We start from the raw sequence: 20,241 nt of genomic DNA on the forward strand, positions 1-20,241 counted from the left end.
CCCGCGATTGATTCAGCGCCCGAGCACAGCGCTCAAATCCAACCCATGCTCGCCCAGCGGCGGGCACCAGTAATAGCCGCCGGTCAGCGGCCGGCTGAAGCGGTACAGGGCATCGACCACGCCGTCTTCCAGGCCGCTCATGCGCCGCAGTTGCACTTCAAACGCATCAAACGAGTGACCGAAGGCCAGGAACGCCAGGCCGGCACCACGCTCATCCGCCCAGGGCATCGAGCGACGGACGATAAAGGCTTCAGGGGCGAAGCTTTCCTGGGCGGTGCGCTTGACGTGGGCCGACTGCGGCGCGTCGTTGAGTTCTTCGTTATCGGCCTTGCGCCGGCCGATGATGTCGTCCTGTTCGGCTTGCGGCAAAGCTTTGAAACAATTCAGATCATGGCGCCACAGCTGGAACGCGGCAAAGCTCGAACCGTTCAAACCCGGAACCTCGCTGGCAACAATCGCCGCTTCGACGGCGGCGTCTTCTACCGGGTTCTCGGTGCCGTCTTCATAACCGGTCAGGTCGTGGCCGCTCTTGTGGCGGAAGGCATCGGTGGCCTCGACCCGTTTCAAGGCCGGGGCCAGCAGTTGCTCAAGCGCCTGGCTGTGCAGCCACAGCTCGCCACGGTCTTCACCGCGCAGCCACAGCCACAGGTCGTGCTGGGTGCAGGGGTTGTCGACTGCCGCGGTCAGCTGCGGAAACCCGCGCAGGCCGTCGATGCTGCCACCCAGGGCCTGCACCAGCGGCGCGCCGAAACCGGCTACCACACGGCTGCCATCAACCTGCTGCAGCAGCGCATCGAGCACGCCCGGCAATGCAGCGGGCGAGTGCAAGGTGAAGAACAGGTGGCGGGCCTGGGCGGGAACGGGGGCGGCGAGAATGCCTGGCTGAAACTGCATCGGGTATCGGGTCCTGGGGCAAAAGCGCCGATGCTACTGTTTGCCGGGCATAAACCGCAAGATCCGTAATGGATATCGAAATCCTTGCCTACACTGGCGTACACCGCCTTCTTGTGAGTCCGCGCCATGACTGCATCGCCCTTGCTCAGTGCCTTCCTGCCCATCGCCCTGGGTTTCATCATGCTCGGCCTGGGGCTGACCCTGACCCTGGCCGATTTTGCCCGGGTGGTGAAGTTCCCCCGGCCGGTGCTGATCGGCCTGGCCTGCCAGATCCTGCTGCTGCCGTTCATTTGCTTTCTGATCGCCAAGGGCTTTGGCCTGGCCCCTGCTTTGGCGGTAGGCCTGATGCTGCTGGCCGCATCCCCTGGCGGCACCACCGCCAACCTGTTCAGCCACCTGGCCCATGGTGACGTGGCCTTGAACGTGACCCTGACGGCGGTCAACTCGCTGATTGCGATCCTGACCATGCCGCTGCTGGTCAACCTGTCGCTGGCCTACTTCATGGCCGCCGACCAGGCCATCCCGCTGCAGTTTGCCAAGGTGCTGCAGGTGTTTGCCATTGTCCTGGTGCCGGTGGCCATCGGCATGCTGATCCGCCGCCTGGCGCCGGGCTTTGCCGCGCGCATGGAGCGGCCGATGAAGATCATCGCCGCGCTGTTTCTGGTATTCACGATTGTCCTGGCAATGGTCAAGGACTGGCAGACCGTCGTCGACTATGCCCCGGTGGTAGGCGGCGCGGCGCTGTTGTTCAACCTGTTGAGCCTGGGCATCGGCTACTGGCTGCCACGGCTGCTGAAAATCCCCAAGCGCCAGGCGATTGCCATCGGCATGGAGATCGGCATCCATAACGGCACCCTGGCCATTGCCCTGGCGCTGAGCCCGACCCTGCTGAACAACTCGACCATGGCCATACCGGCGGCAATCTACAGCTTGATCATGTTCTTTACGGCGGCAGGCTTTGGCTGGTGGGTGAGCCGTGGACATGACCCCGACCCGGTTGCAGCCGCAGTGCGCGATGAACTGCAATCCCGATGACAGCAGGCCCACACGAGTGTCCGTCATGAGCGAATTCATCTACTGCCATCCCGACCACAACCGCGCAGCCGATTACCGCCACTTGCGCGTCTTGCCCAGCACCGGCGCCCTCGGTGCCGACGTCGAGGGCCTCGACTTGAACCACCTGGAGGACGCAGGCTGGGTCGAACTGCGCCAGGCGCTGCTGGCACACAAGGTGCTGTTCATTCGCGAGCAGAACCTGCGCCTTGCCGACCTTGAACGGGTCACCCGACAGTTCGGCGAATTCGGCCGCGAGCCCTACGTGACCACCATGGCCGACCATCCGCACGTGGTGCACGTGGTCAAGGAGGCCGACGAGAAGGCACCCTTCGTGTTCGGTGGCGCCTGGCACAGCGACTGGACCTTCCAGCAGCGCCCACCGGCCTACACCCTGCTCTACGGCCACGACATCCCGCCTTACGGTGGCGATACCTGCTACGCCAACCTGGCACTGGCCTATCAATGGCTGTCAGCGGGCATGCAGGCGCTGCTGGACACTCTCGATGCACTGCACAGCCCCGAGCGGGCCTACGGGGTCGGCGCCAACCACAACGCCCTGCTGGAAAACATGGCCATCCACTATGGCAGCGACACCTCGCAGGACATGCGCAGCCACCCGCTGGTGACCCGTCATCCGCAAACCGGCGAGAAGGTGCTGTTCATCAACCCTGCCTACACCGTTGGCATCCAGGGTTTGCGCAGCGAAGAAGCCAGGCCGCTGCTCGACTACCTGTTCAACCTGGCCAGCGCACCCGCTTTTACCTGCCGCATGCGCTGGCGTCAGGGAACCCTGGCGATCTGGGACAACCGCAGCACCTGGCACCTGCCGATCGCTGACTACCATGGCATGCGCCGCGAGATGTTCCGGACCACGGTTGCCGGTGATGTGCCCAGGCGCTGAGAATCCGCCCGGGTTAGCGTTTCAGCACCTTCAGGCCCCGCGGTGGCGCGCCGTAGGTGCGGCGAAACAGGCGGCTGAAATGGGCCTGGTCGTAGAAGCCCAGGTCCAGGGCAATTTCACTCAAGGGCTGCCCGGCCAGCACCCGCGGCAAGGCCCGCTCCAGACGCAGGTGGGTCAACCATTGCTGGGGCGGCAAGCCGCAGTGATTGCGAAAGCGGCGCAATAGCTGCCACGGGCTCAAATCAACGAATGCAGCCATTTCTTCCAGGCTCGGCGGCTGATCCAGGCGCGACTCCAGCCATTCACGCAACTGCCGCCAACGCTGTGGATCAAAACCGTTGCTGTGCTCGTTCACTTTGAGGGTGGAACCCAGCCCGAGCAGCAGCGCCAGGGTTTCCCACAGGTGACTTGCAAACGCCAGCGGGTCGTGCTGCTGGTGCAAACCATTAAGCAGCTGCTGCAACTGCGGGTGGCGCAGTTGCAAGGCATTGAGGTTGGGCAGGCCCTGGCGGCCGTCGCTCAGGTCACGGCTGACCTCGGCCAGCCAGCCAGGATCAAGGGTCAGGATACGGATGCCATAGCCCTGGTCATCGGCACTGGCGCCGTCGTGCACGTGCTCCGGGGCCATCAGCAGGATGTCCCCGGCCCCGGCCAGCTGGCGCGTGCCGCCAGCGGCGTAGCGCTGCTGGCCGGTGACGATCAGGCCGATGTGGTACTCCAGGTGAAAATGCCGGGGAAAGGCAAATTGCTGGTAACGGGCATCGATCAGGCGTACGCCTGGATGCCCGGGAGCCTGATGGACGACGCTATCCAACTAGCAGGCCGCGCGCCATTGGCGGATCTGGTCGAGGGTTGCGGTGACGCCGCCACACACGATCACCAGCACCTTCTGGTGCTGCTTGAGCTCGGCCGTGGGCGCGTACGCCAGGGCCAGGGCTGCACCGCAGGCGGGCTCGACCAGGATGCGCTGGTCGAGCAGGAACTGCTCGCAGGCGTCCAGCGCCGCCTGGTCACTGACCACATGGCTGACCACCGGCCGCTCCTGGCTCCACTCGAAGGCGCGCTGGCACACCTGCTTGGCCGCCAGTGAGGTGGCCACGGTGTTGACCCCGTCCAGGGCCACCAGTTGCTTTTGCGCCATGGCCGCGGCCAGTGAGGCGGCGCCGCTGGTTTCTACGGCAAATACCGGCACCTGGCCCCAGCCGTTGCGCGCCAGGCCTTCACAGACCCCCGACAGCAAACCACCGCCGCCGACCGCGACCACTACCGCATCGGGCTTGAAGCGGGTAGCGGCGACTTCGTCGATCATGCTCGCGTGGCCTTGCCACAGCAGCGGGTCGTCGAAGGGGTGGATATAGGCGTCATCCTCGCCCATCAGCGACAGCGCCAGGGCATTGGCCTCGTGCCAGGCCTTGCCATGCACGATCACCTCGGCCTGTTCCTGGCGAATCAGTTGCTTGGCCCGCTCGGTGGTGGTTTCCGGCACCACCACGGTCACCGCCAGGCCGAGAATGCGCCCGGCCACGGCCACGGCGATGCCGGCATTACCGCCCGAGGACGACACGAAGCGGCGCTTGCCCTGCTGGGCATAGGCTTCACAGGCAGCGCCGATGCCGCGCAGCTTGAACGAGCCGGAGGGCTGCAGCGCGTCGAGCTTCAGCCAGACCTCCAGGCCACTGGCCAGGCTCAACGGACGCGAGGCGATCAACGGGGTTTCGATGTGCAGGCTCATACGCTTCTCCATGTACAGAACACTACTACCTTACGCATGCGGCACCGGACAATCTTGTATGAAATTGCGCGCCTGCGGCTCAACCCCGGCGCCGCGCGCGCAATTGCTGCTTGATCTTGTGCATGGGCGGTGCATACAGGAACCCGAACGAGACATTGTTATCCCGCCCCTTCAGCGCATGGTGGAGCATATGCGCGCGGTACAAGCGCTTGAGGTAACGGTTGCGCGGCCGTGGCGCAAACGGCCAGTGGCGGTGGACGATGCCGTCATGGACGAACACGTAGATCACCCCGAACGCCGCCACGCCCGCCCCTACCCACTGCAACGGCGCATGCCCGGCGCGGCCGATGGCCACCAGGGCCAAGGCGATCAGGGCCAGGGCCAGCAGATAGACGTCGTTGGTTTCCAGCGCCCCCAGGTGCGGCTCATGGTGCGAGCGATGCAGGAACCAGCCCCAGCCGTGCATGATGTAGCGATGCGCCAGGTAGCCGATGCCCTCCATGGCCGTCAGGGTGCAGAGAAATACAGCGAGGTTGAGGATCATGCGTCGAGCTTCGCGTGGCTGGGCAGAAACGCCGCAAAGCCTACCACCTCGACCCTATTCGCGCACCGTCACCGTCGCCGTGGTACCGGCCCGCAGGTCGGCTTTGCCGGCAAAGCCTGGGTCGATGTCGATGCGCACCGGCACCCGCTGGGCCAGCTTCACCCAGGTGTAGCTGGGGTTGATGTTGGCCAGCAGGCGGTTGCCAGGGGCGTTTTCGCGGTCGGTGATGGCGTAGGCGATGCTCTGCACCGTGCCCTGGAAGCGTTCGCCGCTCATCAGGGCGATGTCGACCTTGCTGCCCGGGTGGATGCGCGGCAGCTTGGTTTCCTCGAAATAGCCGCTGATATGGAACGAGCCGCTGTCGACCAGGGCCAGTAAAGGTCCGCCGGCCGTGGCGTAGTCGCCCTGGCGGGTCAGCAGGTTGGTCACATAACCGCTGACCGGGGCAACAATCTGTGTGCGTTGCAGGTCAAGCTCGGCCTGGGTCAAGGCGGCAGTGGCCAGTTGCACGTTGGCGGTGGCCAGGCTCAGGTTGGCCTGGCCGCGCATCAGTTCGGCCTGGGCCACGGCCACGTCGGTGCTGGATTTCTCCCATTCTTCACCGGAGATGGCAAAGCCCTGCTTGAGGGTGCGGCGCCGTTGTTCTTCGCTCTGGCGCTGCTTGAGCAAGGCCTGGTTTGAGATGATCGCCGCCTGGGCCAGGCCTTCGCTGGCCCGCGCCACTTCGATGGCGCGGCGCGCATGTTCGACCGCCAGGGCATAGCGCTCGGGGTCGATTTGCAGCAGCAACTGGCCTTGCTCGACGTGCTGGTTATCCGCCACCTTGAGGCTGACGATGCGCCCGGCGACATCCGCCGACAGCGTCACCACGTCGGCGCGCACCCGCGCATCGCGGGTCCAGGGCGCGCGGGTGTAATGCTCCCAGGCAAACCAGCCAAGCAGCAGCGCCAGCACCACCACAACCAGGGTCGAAACCTGGGCCACAAGTTTGTTCAAGGTTCAGCTCCCCATGTACAGGATGATCAAGGCGCACAGGCAGGCGTACAGCGCGCCTTCAAACAATGCCGGATGCCAGACCCGCTGCATCACCCCAAGCTTTTGCAGCAGCCAGAGCACGGCGATCAACAGCGGTATGGCCAGCAGCAGGGCCTGGGCGATCGGCGGCAGGTAGACGCCGCCAATCTCGAAATCAATGGGCAAGGGCCGGGGCTCCTTCGGCAGCGGGTTCAAGGTAGGGGCTGTAGTGACGCAAAAAGCCTGCGATCACCAGCAAGGCCACACGAATGCGAAACAACGAACGCAACTGCTCGGCCGGCGCCTGCAGTTGTTCGCCGTGCAGGTTGTCCAGGCGCTCGCCCAACGCCTGCAGGGTCTGCAGCAAGTCTGGCAGCACCAGCGCGGTGCGCCCGGCGATATAGCGGCCGGTGTTGCGCAATACCTGCTCAAGCTGCGCGCGCAGGGCCTCGGGCAGCAATGGGTTGGCCCTGCCCTGCTCCTGCAACTGGCGCAAGGCCACGCCCAGGGCCATGCACGCCAGGTTGACCTCGAACAGCCCCCGCGAGCGCTCATCACGGGTCGCTGGCAGCAGGCCGATAATCAGGGTCAGGCGGTCGAGCATGCGGCTCTCAAAAGCGAACTGGCGCGCGTCCGAGGCCGGGCCCTTGAGCAAGGCATACACCTGTTCGCGGGTTTCACGAAACAGCCGTTCGATGCGCAATTGCGGGTTGAACGGGAAAATCCACGCATACACCATCAGCGACAACGCCGCGCCACACACATAGGCACCGGCGAATTCGAACCATTGCATCGCCGTGTTCTGCCAGGCGCCGATGTTCTGCGGGCCGAACAGCAAGAAGCTCGACAAGCCCAGGCCCATGCCGATGCCGGCGGTCATCGGCCCCGACAGCCCCACCGCCACTACATAGAGCAAGGGCAACAGCAACAGCGCGAGCATTTCGAAATCGACCACCTGCGGGATCAGCCAGAACTGGTACAGCGCCGACACCAGCAGCGCCAGGCCCAGGCCGCGGGCGTAGTTCTGCGCCGCCATCAGCGGGCGCGGAAAGGTCGCCATCAACGAGCAGAGGATGCCCACCAGAATCATCCCGGCGCGGGCGCCGTCCCAGGCGGTTTCGATCCAGATCAGCCCGGCCGCGACCAGGGCAATAAAGGCGCGGCTGGCGTTCATCGCCGCCAGGCGCCAGTCCAGGTGCAAGGGATTGCTGCGGCCCTGGCGGTACAGGCAGTCGCCGGCACGGCCTTCCTGGATGGCATCGCTGAGTTCGAGCATTTCGCCGAGCTGTTCGAGCAGCCGCGCCTGCTCCCAGCGCAAGGCCCAGGCCAATGAGCGAAGCGGCGTTGGCAGGTCGCTTTGCAGCTGCTCGGCCTGTAGCGCGGCCTGGTCGAAACGCCGCTGCAAGGCGCTGAAATGCTCGCGTGCCTCGGCTGGCAAGGCCCGGCCCTGCCGCGCCAGCTGGTCGAGAAAAGCCAGCTCGTCGGCCAGCAAGCGGCTGATGAACTCCGGGTAACTGCCCTGCCAGCGCTCGGCGATCATCAGCTTCTGGTTACGCAGCACCGTCAGCCGCGAGCTGAGCAGCACCAACTGGTTGCCGAGCAGTTGCACCAGGCCGTTGGCCCCGCGCAAATGCGGGGCGTCGAAGTACAGGTGGCGGCGCAGGCCTTCCAGGGCGCTGATCTCGCCAAGGATCTGCATCTGCCGCTTGCTGAACTCGGCCGCGCTCTCTTCACCGCGAATCGCCGCGGCGGCATGGCTGGCCATCAGCTTGATGAGGTTGTCGACCTTGGCAAAATAGCCCGTGGCCACTGCCTGCGGCCGTGCACTGAGCAGGCTCACCGCACACACGCAGGCCACCGCCAGCAGGGTTTCGGTGACCCGGGTAATGGCCAGCATCAGGGTGTTGTCCTGCTCGGGAATCGCCAGCATCGCCACCACCACGGCGGTAAAGCCGCTGAGCACGAAGGCATGCGAGCTGGTGTAGCGCAGCAAGGTGCCGCCGGCGGTACACAGGGCCAGCCACAGGGCCAGGGTGATAATGAACGGCAATGGCGCCTGCGCGAATACCGCCATGATCAGCACCGCCACCGCCGCGCCGAGGGTGGTGCCGAGCACCTGGGCGAAGCTGCGTTGCAGGGTCATGCCGCCCAGCGGCTGGCTGACGATGAACACCGCCATCACCGACCACTTCGGTTGGTCGAGGTCGAAGATGAACGCCAGGTACAGGGTCAACAGGCAGGCAACGATGGTCCGCAAGGCGAAGCGCAGGGTATCCGCACCGGGATGCAGCACCAGCCGCCAGTAATTGATCAAAGGTTGCACACAGGTCTCTCGAAAGTCCTTTCAGGGAACAGTAGCTTTTGAAGCGCACCTGGGAAAGACAACACGATGACCCACAGCGTTGCATATCTGCAACGATCCGCTGCCAATGCAACAATTGTCATGTTTTTACCCTTGACCCTGCGCTGCCCGAGGGTTAGTTTCTCGCCCGCATTTTTGCATGCCTACACAGGAGTCCTGCATTGGACAGTAGCCCTAGTCGATTGCGACAGGTCCACACGGCGCGCTAGTTCAGCAGGTTCCCCCTGTCACTGGCACGCCGAACATGGCGGTCAGTGGCGATTCGCATCCCTTGTGGATGACAAATCCTCATTCTCCTTCCCGCACACCTTGCACCTTCACCGGTGTTGAAGGCCCGTGGCCCTGCGCATTCTCTTTGTTCACGTACATCGCCCACTGGCGATGACAACGCGGCGTATTGCCGTGGATTCGAGGTTTGCTATGGATTGGAAAGTATTTCTGCTGCGCGTCACCGTCGCGCTGGTACTCGGGGCGCTGATTGGCGCCGAACGTCAACTGCGTCAGCGCCTGACCGGCCTGCGCACCAATGCCCTGGTCAGCACCGGCGCCTGCCTGTTCGTGCTGATGACCCAGGCAGTGCCGGGCATGGCCGCCACCGACGCTTCACGGGTTGCCGCCTATGTGGTCTCGGGCATTGGCTTTCTGGGCGGTGGTGTGATCATGCGCGACGGCCTCAACGTACGCGGGCTGAACACCGCTGCGACGCTCTGGTGCACCGCCGCCATTGGCGTGCTGTGCAGCCTGGGGCTGTTGCTGGAGGCGGCGCTGGGCAGCTGCGTGGTGCTCTGCGCCAATATCCTGCTGCGCGACATCGCCCAGCGTCTGAATCATCAGGACGTGCTGCCGGCCAACGAGGCCGAGCAGCGCTTCGAGGTGCGCATCACCTGCCGCGCCGAAGATGAAATCCAGGTGCGCAGCCTGATGCTGCACAGCTTCGGCAACGGCGGCCTGCGCCTGCAGTCGCTGCACAGTGAAGACCTGGACAACCCGGCCAAGCTGGAAGTACGCGCCGAGCTGATGGGCAGCCCCGATGCGCCCACCCAGCTGGAACGCCTGGTCAGCCGGGTGAGCCTGGAGAAAGGCGTCAGCTCGGTGCGCTGGCAAGTGCACGAGCTGAGCGCCGATTAGCGGCGTTCGTCCGACAGCGGGGTCGGCTGGTCGGGTTCGGGCAGGCGATCGTCCAGGGGCTGGTCGTCGGGCACCCGCTCGACGTCCTCGGGCAGGTCGCGCCGCTGCGGGTCAGAGACATTCGGGTCGCTGAGCGGATCGTGCTCGCGTTGCGGGTTGTTCAGCGGATCTTTCCACAGGGGTTCATCGTCGGGACGTGGCTGGCTCATGGCAGTTACCTCGCAAGAGCGGCGCAAGAAATGCGCGCCGTACAGGTTCGAGGCTGTGCGCGGGTCCGCAGTGCCACCCAGGCGATCAACGGCAGGCCCGGGTAAATATGCTCAATCGCCAGCAAAATCCGCTGCAGCACCGGGCCGTCCTGGGGGTATCGTGTAGCAAAATAATCAGCCAGAGGTGCACTGTGGCGTCCTATACCTTGCGTCAACTGAAGTATTTCGTCACCACCGTTGAATGCGGCAGCGTCGCCGAGGCGTCGCGCAAGCTGTACATCGCCCAGCCGTCGATTTCCACGGCGGTCAAGGGCCTGGAAGACAGCTTCGGCGTGCAGCTGTTCATCCGCCATCACGCCCAGGGCGTGTCGCTGACCCCCGGTGGCGCACGCTTCTACCGCAAGGCCCAGGAACTGCTGCGTATGGCCCGCGAGTTCGAGCAGAACGCCCTGGCCGACAACGACGTGGTCTGTGGCCAGATCGACATCGGCTGCTTCGAGACCGTCGCCCCGCTCTACCTGCCGCGCTTGATCGCAGGCTTTCGCCAGCGTTTTCCGGGGGTGGAGATCCGCCTGCAGGACGGCGAGCAGCAGGAACTGGTGCAAGGCCTGACCGGCGGGCGCTTCGACCTGGCGATCTTCTACGAACATGACCTGGACAGCACCATTGAAACCGAAGCCCTGACCGCGCCCCAGCGCCCCTATGCGCTAGTGCCGGCGGGCCATCGCTTTGCCGGGCAGAAGCAGGTCTCGATCAGGGACCTGGCCCTGGAGCCGATGATCCTCCTCGACGTGCAGCCCAGCCGCACTTATTTCGTGAGTATTTTCGAAGAACTGCAACTGAGCCCGAACATCGTCTTCAGTTCGCCGTCGATCGAGATGGTCCGCGGCATGGTCGGCCAGGGCTTTGGCTTCGCCCTGCTGGTGACCAAGCCCCATGGCCACAGCACCTATGATGGCCAGGAAGTGGTCTGTGTGGAGATTGCCGAGGATGTCACCGGCTCCGCGCTGGTGGCCGGCTGGCTCAAGCGTGCGCAGCTGACCAAGCCTGCGCAGCTGTTTGTCGATTACTGCAAGGAGCAGTTTGCGGCCTGGCTGGCTTAGGGTTCAACCGCATCGCGGGTCAAGCCCGCTCCCACAGCGGTTGACCTATAGGAGCTGGCCTTGCCAATCAGCCTCAGCGCGCCGCCCAGGCGTTGAAGCGCTGCTCCAGCTCCTCGCCATGGTCCACCCAGAACCCGGCATCCACCGCCCGCGCCCCGGCCAGGTTGGCCTCGGCGGTCGGCAACTGTTGCTGGACATTCGCCGGCAGCAGCTTCAGCGCCTCGCGGTGCACCGGCCCGTAGGGTATCTCCTCGGAAAACACCTTCTGGGTTTGTGGCTGGCTGGCAAAGGCAATGAAGTCCTCGGCCAGGGCCTTGTTCGGCGTGCCCTTGACCACCGCCCAGTATTCCGGGTCGTACAGGCTTTGCGGCCAGACGATACTGAGCTTCATGCCCTCTTTCTGCGCCGAGGCGATCCGGCCGTTGTAGGCCGCGCTCATGACCACGTCACCGGCAATCAGCCACTGCGCCGGTTGCGCGCCGGCTTCCCACCACTGGATATTGCCCTTGATCTGGTCCAGTTTGGCAAAGGCCCGGCTCACCCCTTGCGGCGTACCGAGCACTTCATACAGCTGCTCGGGCTTGACCCCGTCGGCGAGCAAGGCGATCTCCAGGGTGTACTTGGCACCCTTGCGCAAGCCGCGCTTGCCAGGGAAGTCGGCAACGTTCCAGAAGTCCGCCCAGGAACTCGGCGCCTTGGCCAGCTTGCCGTTGTCGTAGGCCATGACCATCGACCAGACGTAGGTGGCCACCCCGCATTCGCTGAGGGTGCCCGGGACGAACTGCGCCGGGTCACCGAAGCGCGCCGGATCGAGGCGCTCGAACAGGCCTTCGTCGCAGCCGCGCAACAGCTCCGGGCTCTCGACCTCGACCACGTCCCAGCTGGTATGGCCGACATCGACCATGGCCTTGATTTTCGACAGCTCACCGTTGTACTCGCCGGCAACCACGCGTCCTGCGCCGCTGGCGTTGAAAGGTTGGAAGTAGGCCTTGTTCTGGGCCTGCTTGGTGGCGCCGCCAAAGGAGATGACGGTGAGGTTCTGCGGCGCAGCCGACACCGCGCTGCACAGCACAACCAGGGCAAAGGGAACACAGCAACGCAAGGATCTGGACATGAAGCGGTTCCTCTAATAGGCCGGCACGCCCGCGCGCGCCGGCCACTTTTGGGTTTACAGGCGACCGAATTCGCGGGCGGTACGGTCTACAGCGGTACGGGTCTTGTCGACCAGTTCATCGATGTCGGCGTGGCTGGCCACCAGGGCCGGGGCCATGATCATCCGGCCCAGGGTCGAGCGAATGATCAGGCCCTCTTCAAAGCCGAGGGTGCGGCAACGCCAGGCCATGTCGTTTTCGTTGGCAAAGCGCTTGCGGCTGGCCTTGTCTTCGGCGAACTGCAAGGCCGCAACCAGGCCTGCGCCCTGCACCTCGCCAATCAGCGGGTGGTTGCCGAACACTTCGCGCAGGCAACGCTGCAGGTAGGGGCCGGTCTCGTGCTTGACGCGGCTGACGATGCCTTCGTCGCGCAGCGCCTTGAGGTTGGCAATTGCTACCGCTGCCGCCACCGGGTGACCGGAATAGGTCAGGCCGTGGGCGAATACCCCGCCCTGCTCCACCAGCACCTCGGCCATGCGCTTGGACAGAATCAGGCCGCCCATGGGGATGTAGCCGCTGGTCAGGCCCTTGGCGATCGACAGGGTGTCGGGCTCGAAACCAAAATGCTGGTGGGCGAACCACTCGCCGGTGCGGCCAAAGCCGCCGATGACTTCATCGGCGCACAGCAGCACGTCGTACTGCCGGCAGATGCGCTGAATTTCTGGCCAGTAGCTTTCTGGCGGGAAGATCATGCCGCCGGCGCCCTGGAAGGGTTCGGCAACAAACGCGGCGACGTTGTCGGCGCCAAGTTCGAGGATCTTCTCTTCCAGTTGGCGCGCCGCGCGCAGGCCGAATTCGGCCGGGGTCAGGTCGCCCTCGTGGGCAAACCAGTACGGCTCGTCAATGTGCGCAACATCGGGGATCACCCCGCCCATGTCGTGCATGAACTTCATCCCGCCCAGCGCTGTGGCGCCCAGGGTCGAGCCGTGGTAGCCGTTCCAGCGGCCGATCATGATCTTCTTCTGCGCCTTGCCGAGGATCTGCCAGTAGCGGCGCACGGTACGGATCAGCACCTCGTTGGCTTCAGAGCCGGAGTTGGTGTAGATCGCGTGGCTGTAGTGCGCCGGCAGCAGGCTGAACAGCAGCTCCGAGAGCTCGACCACCGCCGGGTGGGTGGTGTGGAAGAACATGTTGTAGTACGGCAGTTGCTCCAGCTGCTGGCTGGCGGCTGCGGCCAGGTCCTTGCGGCCATAGCCGAGGTTGGTGCACCACAGCCCCGACATGCCGTCCAGGTAGCGCTTGCCATCGTTGTCCCACAATGCCAGGCCTTCGCCACGGACGATCACCCGCGGGCCTTCAGCGTTCAGCGCCTTCTGGTCGAGAAAGGCATGAATGTGGTGCGCGGCATCCGCTGCCTGGTAATCGCCGGTGCTACGGGCAGGTTTGACGTGAGCGGTCATTGCGAATCTCCTTGCGGGTCTTTATCGGTTTGAGTGCCCAGCACGCTTGCCAGCGGCTCGGGCTTGAACAGTGGCTTGCCCATCACGCCCTTGATCCACAGCACGGCGATGATCGAGACGATCAGCAGCACCAGGCCTGCGTAGGCAAAAATCGAAAAGGTCATGTCCGGGCTGGGCGAGACGTTCCAGATCGCAAACAGCATGCCGGCGATGCCAAACAGCTGCGGCAGCGGGTAGAACGGCGTGCGGAACGGCCGCGCCACCTGCGGGTAGCGCCGGCGCAGGGCAATGACGTTGACGTGGGTGATGATGTAGGCCAGCAGCCAGGCCAGGGCGGCCGACAACAGCAGCTGATTGATGGCATCGGCATGGTCGTGCATCAGCAGCAATGGCAGGCCGGTGACCGCGGCAATGAACAGCACCGCCACCCAGGGCGCGCCGGTGCGCTTGCCCTGGCGCTTGAACACGCCGAAGGCCTGGCCGTTGCGGGCCATGCCATAAAGCATGCGCGGGATCGCCGCCAGCGAACTGTTGAGGGTGCTGCAGGTGGCGGTGATCGCGGCGGTAACCAAAAACACTTTGCCGGCCTCCCCGAACACCGTGGTGGCGAACAGGTAATGCGGCAGGCCGTTGCTGGCCAGCTCCGCCTGCGGCACGGTGAGCAAGGCGCCCAGGCCGTACAGGCAGATGATCACGAAGATGATGGTCAGGCCGAGCATCATCGAGCCCGGGATGTTGCGCTCCGGGCGGCGGGTTTCTTCTACCAGCGGGCAGACGAACTCGGCGCCGACAAAGCCCCACACCGCCATCGCGGTCAGGGCGATCACCCCCAGGCCCAACGGGTTCCAGTGGGCGCTGTCGAACAGCGCCGGGTTGGGCGCGACGATGTCGCTGTTCATCGCGCTCAGGCCCATCACCAGCAGCACCACGGTCATCACCACCGCCAGCACGGTTTGCAGGCGGGCGAAGATGTCGATGTTGAACAGGTTGAGCACAGTGAACAGCGCCAGTACACCCAGGGCCACGGTAAGCGGTGGCATCGAGTGTGGGTAGACCTTGTCGATGATGAACTCCATCAGCAACAGCTCGGCCGACAGCGCGAACATCGCCACCACGATATAGCCGGAAAAGGTCGCGAGGATCGCCGGGAACTGGCCGATGGCGACTTCGGTGTAGCTGCTCAGGCTGCCGGCGCGGGGGATCATCAGCGCCAGTTCCGAGAACGAACAGGCGTAACTCAGGGCCAGCAGGTAAGCCAGGCCCAGCGGCACGATGAAGCCCAGGCCGGCGATGCCGACGCCTTGCAGCATCAGCACCATGACGCCCTGAGACACCACCAGGCCGATGGCCACCGCCAGCAGCGCGGTAAGGCCGAGTTTCTTGCGACTTGCAGGCGGCGCCAGGGCGCCGGTTTGCACGCTTGCATTGCTGTTCATCGGGTGCTCCGAATTGTTGTTATTAGGTGTTGCCTGTGCTGGCCTCATCGCGGGTCAAGCCCGCTCCCACAGGCCATCAGCCGCGCAGCTGAATCCAGGTCGTTTTCAACTGCGTGTACTTGTCGAACGAATGCAGCGACAGATCGCGGCCAAAGCCCGACTGCTTGCCGCCGCCAAAGGGCACGCAGACGTCCAGGGCATCGACGGTATTGACCGACACGGTGCCGGCATTCAGCCGCCGCGCAACCCGGTGGGCGCGGTTGAGGTCGTCGGTCCACAGCGACGCCGCCAGGCCATAGATGTGATCGTTGGCCATGGCCACCGCCTGGTCTTCGTCATCGAACACGCTGACCGCCAGCACCGGGCCGAACACTTCTTCGCGGGCCAGGGTCATGTCGGCAGTGACGCCGGTGAAAATCGTCGGCTCGATGAAGTTGCTCGAACCGTCGAAACTCAGCTGCCGACCACCACACACCAGTTGCGCGCCTTCAGCCTGGGCCTGCTCGATGTAGTGCATGATCCGCTGCGCCTGGCGGCTGTCGACAATGGCCCCGGCCCGGCTTGCCGGGTTCAGCGGATTGCCCGGCAGCCACTGGCGCGCCTTGCCGATCAGCCGCTCGATGAACGCGTCGGCGATCGAGCGCTGCAGCAGCAGGCGCGAGTTGGCCGAGCAGACTTCGCCCTGGTTGAAGAAGATGCCGAACGCGGCTTTCTCGGCCGCCAGGTCCAGGTCCTGGCAATCGGCGAACACCAGGTTCGGGCTTTTGCCGCCGCATTCCAGCCACACCTGCTTGAGGTTCGACTGCGCGGCGTATTGCATGAAGTACTTGCCGACTTCGGTGGAGCCGGTAAACACCAGGGCATCGACGTCCATGTGCAGGCCCAGGGCGCGACCGGCCTGCTCGCCCAGCCCCGGCACCACGTTGAGCACGCCCTTGGGCAGGCCCGCTTCAATTGCAAGCTCTGCCAGGCGCAGCGCCGAGAACGGCGACTGCTCGGCGGGCTTGAGCACCACGCTGTTACCGGCGGCCAACGCCGGGGCGAGTTTCCAGGCGGCCATGTCCAGCGGGAAATTCCACGGCACCACCGCCCCGATCACCCCCAGCGGCACGCGGGTGATGGTCGCCAGGGCATTGCTGGCGGTCGGCGCCACCTGGTCGTAGAGCTTGTCGAGGCTTTCGCCGTACCAGGCGAACACATGGGCCGCGCCGGGCACGTCGATGTTCCAGGCATCCATCACCGGCTTGCCCATGCTCAGCGAGTCGAGCAAGGCCAGTTCGGCGCGGTGCTCAAGCATCAACTGCGCCAGGCGCAGCAGCACGGTTTTGCGCGCGCCGGGTGCCATCTTCGCCCAGGGGCCTTGTTCGAACGCCTGGCGAGCGCTGCTTACCGCCTGGTCAACTTCAGCCTGGCCACAGGCGGCGACCTGGGCCAGCAGCTTGCCGGTGGCCGGGTTGATGACATCGAATCGCGCCCCGCTTGCGGCCTGACAGGCCTCGCCTTGAATAAATGCGCTGTCGATCAGGCGCTGCTGTTGCGCCAGGCTGGTCCACTGGTTGAAATCGTTCACTGCAGACTCCTTGTTGTTATCCGTTGTTGGAGAGGTATTCGGCCAGGCGATCCATCAGGCGGTCACAGGCCGCCATCTGCTCGACGCTGACAAATTCATCCGGCTTGTGACCCTGCTCCATGCTGCCCGGCCCGCACACCACCGCCGGGATTCCGGCCTCATCGAACAGGCCGCCTTCGGTGCCAAAGGCCACGGTGCTGAAGGCATCGCTGCCACACAGCTGCGCGACCAGTTGCGCTGCGCCGCTCTCAGGTGCGGTGGCCAGGCCCGGGTAGGCCGAGATCGCTTCGAAGCGGATCGCCGTGTCAGCCTTGACCGCCTGCATGGCCGGCAGCAGGGTGTGCTGCGCGTAGGTGTGCAGCTCGTCCACCACCGCCTGCGGTTCGAACGCCGGCAAGGCACGCACTTCAAAGTCGAAGCGGCAATCGGCTGGGACGATGTTCAGCGCCGTACCGCCCTGGATCACCCCGACCTGCACGGTGGAAAACGCCGGGTCAAAGCGTTGATCGTGATGCTGCGGCGCGGCCAGGCGCTGGCCGATCTCGCCCAGGCGAGCGATCAGTCGCGCTGCCTGCTCGATGGCGTTGACGCCATACGGCGCATAGGCCGAATGGCACGGCGCGCCGTGTACATGGCAACGCATGGCCAGCTTGCCCTTGTGGCCAAGCACCGGTTTGAGCTCGGTCGGCTCGCCAATCAGGCACAAGGCCGGTTGCGCGATGCGCTGGGGCAGCACCTCGAGCAGGCTGCGTACGCCCAGGCAGCCGACTTCCTCGTCATACGAGAACGCCAGGTGCACCGGCCGGCGCAGCGGGCTTTTAAGAAACAGCGGCACCGCTGCCAGTACCGAAGCCAGGTAGCCTTTCATGTCGGCGGCGCCGCGGCCGTACAGCTTGCCGTCGCGCTCGGTGAGGCTGAACGGCTCGACGGTCCACGCCTGGCCGTCCACCGGCACCACATCGGTATGGCCCGACAGCACCACGCCGCCCGCCACTGCCGGGCCAATGCTGGCCAGCAGGTTGGCCTTGGTCCGCTGCGTGTTGTAGATCAGCTCGCAGCTCACACCCAGGCCGTGCAGGTAGTCGCGGACGAACTCGATCAAGGCCAGGTTCGAATCGCGGCTGACCGTGGCAAAGCCGATCAGGCTGGCCAACAATGCACGGCTGCGCAGCTCACTCATCGCCCGGCACTCCGTAGCGTGGCGCCAGGGTCGGGTTGAGGGCGCGGGTCAGGTAGTCCTGCAACTGCGGCTCATAGGCGTTCCAGAGCTTGCCCAATTCGCCGATGGGGTTGTCCTCAGCCCAGTCGACGCGCAGGTCAACGATCGACCAGACCAGCTCGCCGACCACCGACAGCGCCGCCGAATGCACCGCCCCGGCTTCGCCGCCAGCGTCCTGGCCGGCCTCAAGGGCGGTCAGCAAACGCGCGGCCAGGCAGCCTTCGCTACGCTCGAAGGCCTCGACCATGCGCTCGATCACCGCGCTGTTGGCCAGCAGGTTGCCGGCGGCCACGCATTGTTCGCCGGCCACGGCATGGTTGATGCCCAGCGCATGATTGCCGCTGAACACCGCGGTGCGGCCCTGGGCATCGACCACTGCCACCTGGCGGTACTGGCTGTAGCCGTTGCGGGTCAAGGCGCGGTCCAGGGCCTGGTGCGGCGCCAGGCCTTCGTCCAGGCCATCGAGGATCTGCGGGCCGAGGGCCGGCAAGGTGATGTTCTGGCTCGACACCGCACCGACGCCTGAGCGCAGCCACGGGCAGCGAGCACCAACGGCGATGCTTGAAGAGCTGATGGCAATGCCCAGCTGGCCGGTTTCGGCGCAGCGGCCAACGATGGAGAAGGTCATGGCACGCTCCTTATTCGGGGATGACCGCGATCACGTCGATTTCCATCAGCCACTGCGGCTGGCCGAGGGCGCTGACCACCAGGCCGGTGGAGATCGGGAACACGCCCTTGAGCCATTTACCGACTTCCTGGTACACCGGCTCGCGATAGCGCGGGTCGATCAGGTAGGTGGTGGTCTTGACGATATGGCTGAGGTCGCTGCCGGCCTCCTCCAGCAGTTGCTTGACGTTGCGCATGGCCTGCTCGGCTTGCGCCCGCGGGTCACCCAGGCCGACCAGCTGGCCATTGAAGTCGGTACCCACCTGGCCGCGCACATACACGGTGTTGCCGGCACGCACGGCCTGGCACAGGTCGTTGTCCAGGGTCTGGTTGGGGTAGGTGTCTTTGGTATTGAACATGCGAATACGGGTATGAGTAGGCATCAACGGGCTCCCATGAGGCTGGCTGGTTGGCTGGACGCTTGCTGTTCGGCCTGGCGCTGCGAAGCGTCGCGGTAATTGAGGTAGGTGCGCTGTTTGGCGATGTGATCGGCGATGTGCTTGGCGTCGTGCCACACCCCCCAGATAAACGCCGAGCCGCGCCGCGACAGCCAAGGCAGGCCGACGAAGTACACCCCCGGCTCGCTGGACACGCCGCGCTGGTGCCGGGGCTTGCCGTTGTCCTTGAAGGCGTCGACCTGCAGCCAGCTGTAGTCCACCGAATAGCCGGTGGCCCAGATGATGGTGCCGACCCCGGCCTTGGCCAGGTCGAGTTCCAGCAACGGCTGGGTCAGGCACTGCGGGTCAGGGAGAATTTCCCGCGCTTGCGGCTCTTGCGGCAGGTCCAGGCCATTGCGGGCAATGTAGGCGTCGGCGGCATCGAGCAGCGCCAGGTAGTTCTCGTCGCCGCGGGCGATGTTTTCGGCCAGGTTGGCTTCAAAGCTGACCACGCCGTTATCAAAGCCCTTGGTCAGGCCGACCAGGGTCATGCCTTGTTGGGCCAGGCGGCGAAAATCCACGGTGTGGCCGCCGCGCGCACCGCTGACGGCGATGGTCACGTGCTCCTTGCCCGGCTGCATGGTCTCGGCATCCCACTCGCCGAGCACCCCCAGCCACCAGCAGAAGTCACGGTTGCGGTAGGCCCGTGGCGGCCGGTCGTGGGCGCCGACCGAGAGGTACACCTGCTTGCCGGCACGCTGCAGTTCATCGGCGATCTGCACCCCCGATGAGCCGGCGCCAACCACCAGCACCGCGCCTTCAGGCAACTGCTGCGGGTTGCGGTAGGCGGCCGAGTGCATCTGCAATACGTTCGACTGCTTCGGCGCAATCGGCGGGATCACCGGGCGCTGGAACGGGCCGGTGGCAACCACCACCTGCTGGGCCTCGATCACGCCATCGCTGGTGTGCACGGTGAACCCCGGACGATCGCTGTTGCGCAGTACCTGGGTAACTTCGACGCCAGTGCGGATCGGTGCGTTGAATTTGCGCGCGTAGGCTTCGAAGTAATCGGCCACCTGGTCTTTACCAGCGAAGGCGTCCGGGTCGAGGCCGTCGAACTCCAGGCCCGGGAAGCGGTCGTGCCAGGCCGGCCCATTGGCCACCAGCGAATCCCAGCGACCGGTGCGCCAGGCTTCGGCGATACGGTTGCGCTCCAGCACCAGGTGCGGCACGCCCAGGCGGCTCAGGTGTTCACTCATGGCCACGCCGGCTTGCCCGGCGCCCACTACGAGCGTATCGATCTTGGTTTTATTGGTTGTCATGTCTGCGCCCTACTGAGTTGTCCCACGCGGGTGGCCGTGGGAGGGTGTAGGTCGCATTCTGGGAGAGCGCGAAGAAAGGCGAAATTATGATTTTTGTGGTTGTTGGAGAGTAAAAAACTAAGGGCTGCGTTGCAGCCCTTCGCCGGCAAGGCCGGTT

General features: G+C 65.0%; 20 protein-coding genes. 4 read left to right on the forward strand and 16 right to left on the reverse strand.

Annotated elements, in window-relative coordinates:
* Positions 1–12 precede the first annotated feature (12 nt).
* Positions 13–894, reverse strand: coding sequence for a Dyp-type peroxidase (locus LOY34_RS13205; protein ID WP_195884087.1), 882 nt, complete (start codon positions 892–894; stop codon positions 13–15).
* Between the two features lie 126 nt (positions 895–1,020).
* On the opposite strand from LOY34_RS13205, the gene LOY34_RS13210 reads away from it, so the two are divergent.
* Both LOY34_RS13210 and LOY34_RS13215 read left to right on the forward strand, forming a co-directional pair.
* Positions 1,021–1,929 carry a bile acid:sodium symporter family protein gene (locus tag LOY34_RS13210; RefSeq protein WP_195884088.1) on the forward strand — a complete coding sequence of 303 codons (909 nt, stop codon included), beginning with the start codon at positions 1,021–1,023 and terminating at the stop codon, positions 1,927–1,929.
* A 25-nt stretch (positions 1,930–1,954) separates the two neighbouring features.
* Positions 1,955–2,851 (forward strand): TauD/TfdA family dioxygenase, encoded by an 897-nt coding sequence (locus LOY34_RS13215; RefSeq protein ID WP_195884089.1) that lies wholly within the window; start codon positions 1,955–1,957, stop codon positions 2,849–2,851.
* A gap of 13 nt (positions 2,852–2,864) precedes the next feature.
* Here LOY34_RS13215 and LOY34_RS13220 read toward each other — a convergent pair whose 3' ends face one another.
* The 6 genes from LOY34_RS13220 to LOY34_RS13245 form a co-directional block, all read right to left on the reverse strand.
* Positions 2,865–3,665, reverse strand: coding sequence for an AraC family transcriptional regulator (locus LOY34_RS13220; RefSeq protein WP_045200911.1), 801 nt, complete (start codon positions 3,663–3,665; stop codon positions 2,865–2,867).
* A complete protein-coding gene (locus LOY34_RS13225) occupies positions 3,666–4,583 on the reverse strand; it encodes a pyridoxal-phosphate dependent enzyme (RefSeq protein ID WP_195884090.1) in 918 nt (305 codons plus the stop codon). It abuts the gene before it with no gap.
* 79 nt (positions 4,584–4,662) lie between these two features.
* The gene (locus LOY34_RS13230) at positions 4,663–5,127 is read right to left on the reverse strand and encodes a sterol desaturase family protein (protein WP_195884091.1); all 465 of its coding nucleotides are present in this window, start codon (positions 5,125–5,127) and stop codon (positions 4,663–4,665) included.
* 54 nt (positions 5,128–5,181) lie between these two features.
* Entirely contained in the window at positions 5,182–6,123 is a 942-nt protein-coding gene (locus tag LOY34_RS13235; protein WP_258665055.1) for an HlyD family secretion protein, read from the reverse strand.
* A 3-nt stretch (positions 6,124–6,126) separates the two neighbouring features.
* On the reverse strand, positions 6,127–6,327 hold the full coding sequence (locus LOY34_RS13240; RefSeq protein ID WP_010226052.1) for a DUF1656 domain-containing protein: 201 nt from the start codon (positions 6,325–6,327) through the stop codon (positions 6,127–6,129).
* Positions 6,317–8,464 (reverse strand): FUSC family protein, encoded by a 2,148-nt coding sequence (locus tag LOY34_RS13245; protein ID WP_195884093.1) that lies wholly within the window; start codon positions 8,462–8,464, stop codon positions 6,317–6,319. The genes LOY34_RS13240 and LOY34_RS13245 overlap by 11 nt, the downstream gene beginning before the upstream one ends.
* A gap of 459 nt (positions 8,465–8,923) precedes the next feature.
* Here LOY34_RS13245 and LOY34_RS13250 point away from each other — a divergent pair, with 459 nt between their 5' ends.
* Positions 8,924–9,631 (forward strand): MgtC/SapB family protein, encoded by a 708-nt coding sequence (locus tag LOY34_RS13250; RefSeq protein WP_195884094.1) that lies wholly within the window; start codon positions 8,924–8,926, stop codon positions 9,629–9,631.
* On the opposite strand, the gene LOY34_RS13255 is transcribed toward LOY34_RS13250, so the two are convergent.
* The gene (locus LOY34_RS13255; RefSeq protein WP_045200923.1) at positions 9,628–9,840 is read right to left on the reverse strand and encodes a hypothetical protein; all 213 of its coding nucleotides are present in this window, start codon (positions 9,838–9,840) and stop codon (positions 9,628–9,630) included. The two genes, LOY34_RS13250 and LOY34_RS13255, sit on opposite strands and share 4 nt — an antisense overlap.
* 191 nt (positions 9,841–10,031) lie before the next feature.
* Between LOY34_RS13255 and LOY34_RS13260 the strand changes: the two genes are divergently transcribed.
* Complete coding sequence (locus LOY34_RS13260) at positions 10,032–10,943, forward strand: LysR substrate-binding domain-containing protein (protein ID WP_045200925.1); 912 nt, start codon at positions 10,032–10,034, stop codon at positions 10,941–10,943.
* A gap of 73 nt (positions 10,944–11,016) precedes the next feature.
* Here LOY34_RS13260 and LOY34_RS13265 read toward each other — a convergent pair whose 3' ends face one another.
* From LOY34_RS13265 to LOY34_RS13300, 8 genes are all read right to left on the reverse strand, one after another.
* Positions 11,017–12,057, reverse strand: a complete 1,041-nt coding sequence (locus LOY34_RS13265; protein ID WP_258665057.1) for an ABC transporter substrate-binding protein — start codon at positions 12,055–12,057, stop codon at positions 11,017–11,019.
* A 54-nt stretch (positions 12,058–12,111) separates the two neighbouring features.
* Positions 12,112–13,494, reverse strand: coding sequence for an aspartate aminotransferase family protein (locus LOY34_RS13270; protein WP_093382857.1), 1,383 nt, complete (start codon positions 13,492–13,494; stop codon positions 12,112–12,114).
* On the reverse strand, positions 13,491–14,930 hold the full coding sequence (locus LOY34_RS13275; protein ID WP_195884096.1) for an APC family permease: 1,440 nt from the start codon (positions 14,928–14,930) through the stop codon (positions 13,491–13,493). Before LOY34_RS13275 ends, LOY34_RS13270 begins: the two co-directional genes overlap by 4 nt.
* Before the next feature lie 76 nt (positions 14,931–15,006).
* Positions 15,007–16,500 (reverse strand): aldehyde dehydrogenase, encoded by a 1,494-nt coding sequence (locus LOY34_RS13280; RefSeq protein WP_195884097.1) that lies wholly within the window; start codon positions 16,498–16,500, stop codon positions 15,007–15,009.
* Positions 16,501–16,516: 16 nt separating this feature from the next.
* Positions 16,517–17,680: an acetylornithine deacetylase gene (gene argE, locus LOY34_RS13285; protein WP_195884098.1), complete on the reverse strand. Its 1,164-nt coding sequence runs from the start codon at positions 17,678–17,680 to the stop codon at positions 16,517–16,519.
* Positions 17,673–18,347: a DUF1028 domain-containing protein gene (locus LOY34_RS13290; protein WP_258665059.1), complete on the reverse strand. Its 675-nt coding sequence runs from the start codon at positions 18,345–18,347 to the stop codon at positions 17,673–17,675. Before LOY34_RS13290 ends, argE begins: the two co-directional genes overlap by 8 nt.
* Positions 18,348–18,357: 10 nt before the next feature.
* Entirely contained in the window at positions 18,358–18,768 is a 411-nt protein-coding gene (locus LOY34_RS13295) for a RidA family protein (RefSeq protein WP_003201555.1), read from the reverse strand.
* Positions 18,768–20,084 carry an NAD(P)/FAD-dependent oxidoreductase gene (locus LOY34_RS13300; protein WP_093382829.1) on the reverse strand — a complete coding sequence of 439 codons (1,317 nt, stop codon included), beginning with the start codon at positions 20,082–20,084 and terminating at the stop codon, positions 18,768–18,770. Before LOY34_RS13300 ends, LOY34_RS13295 begins: the two co-directional genes overlap by 1 nt.
* Between the last annotated feature and the right edge of the window lie 157 nt (positions 20,085–20,241).

Origin of the sequence: Pseudomonas sp. B21-009, assembly GCF_024749345.1 — a bacterium.
GTDB lineage: Bacteria > Pseudomonadota > Gammaproteobacteria > Pseudomonadales > Pseudomonadaceae > Aquipseudomonas.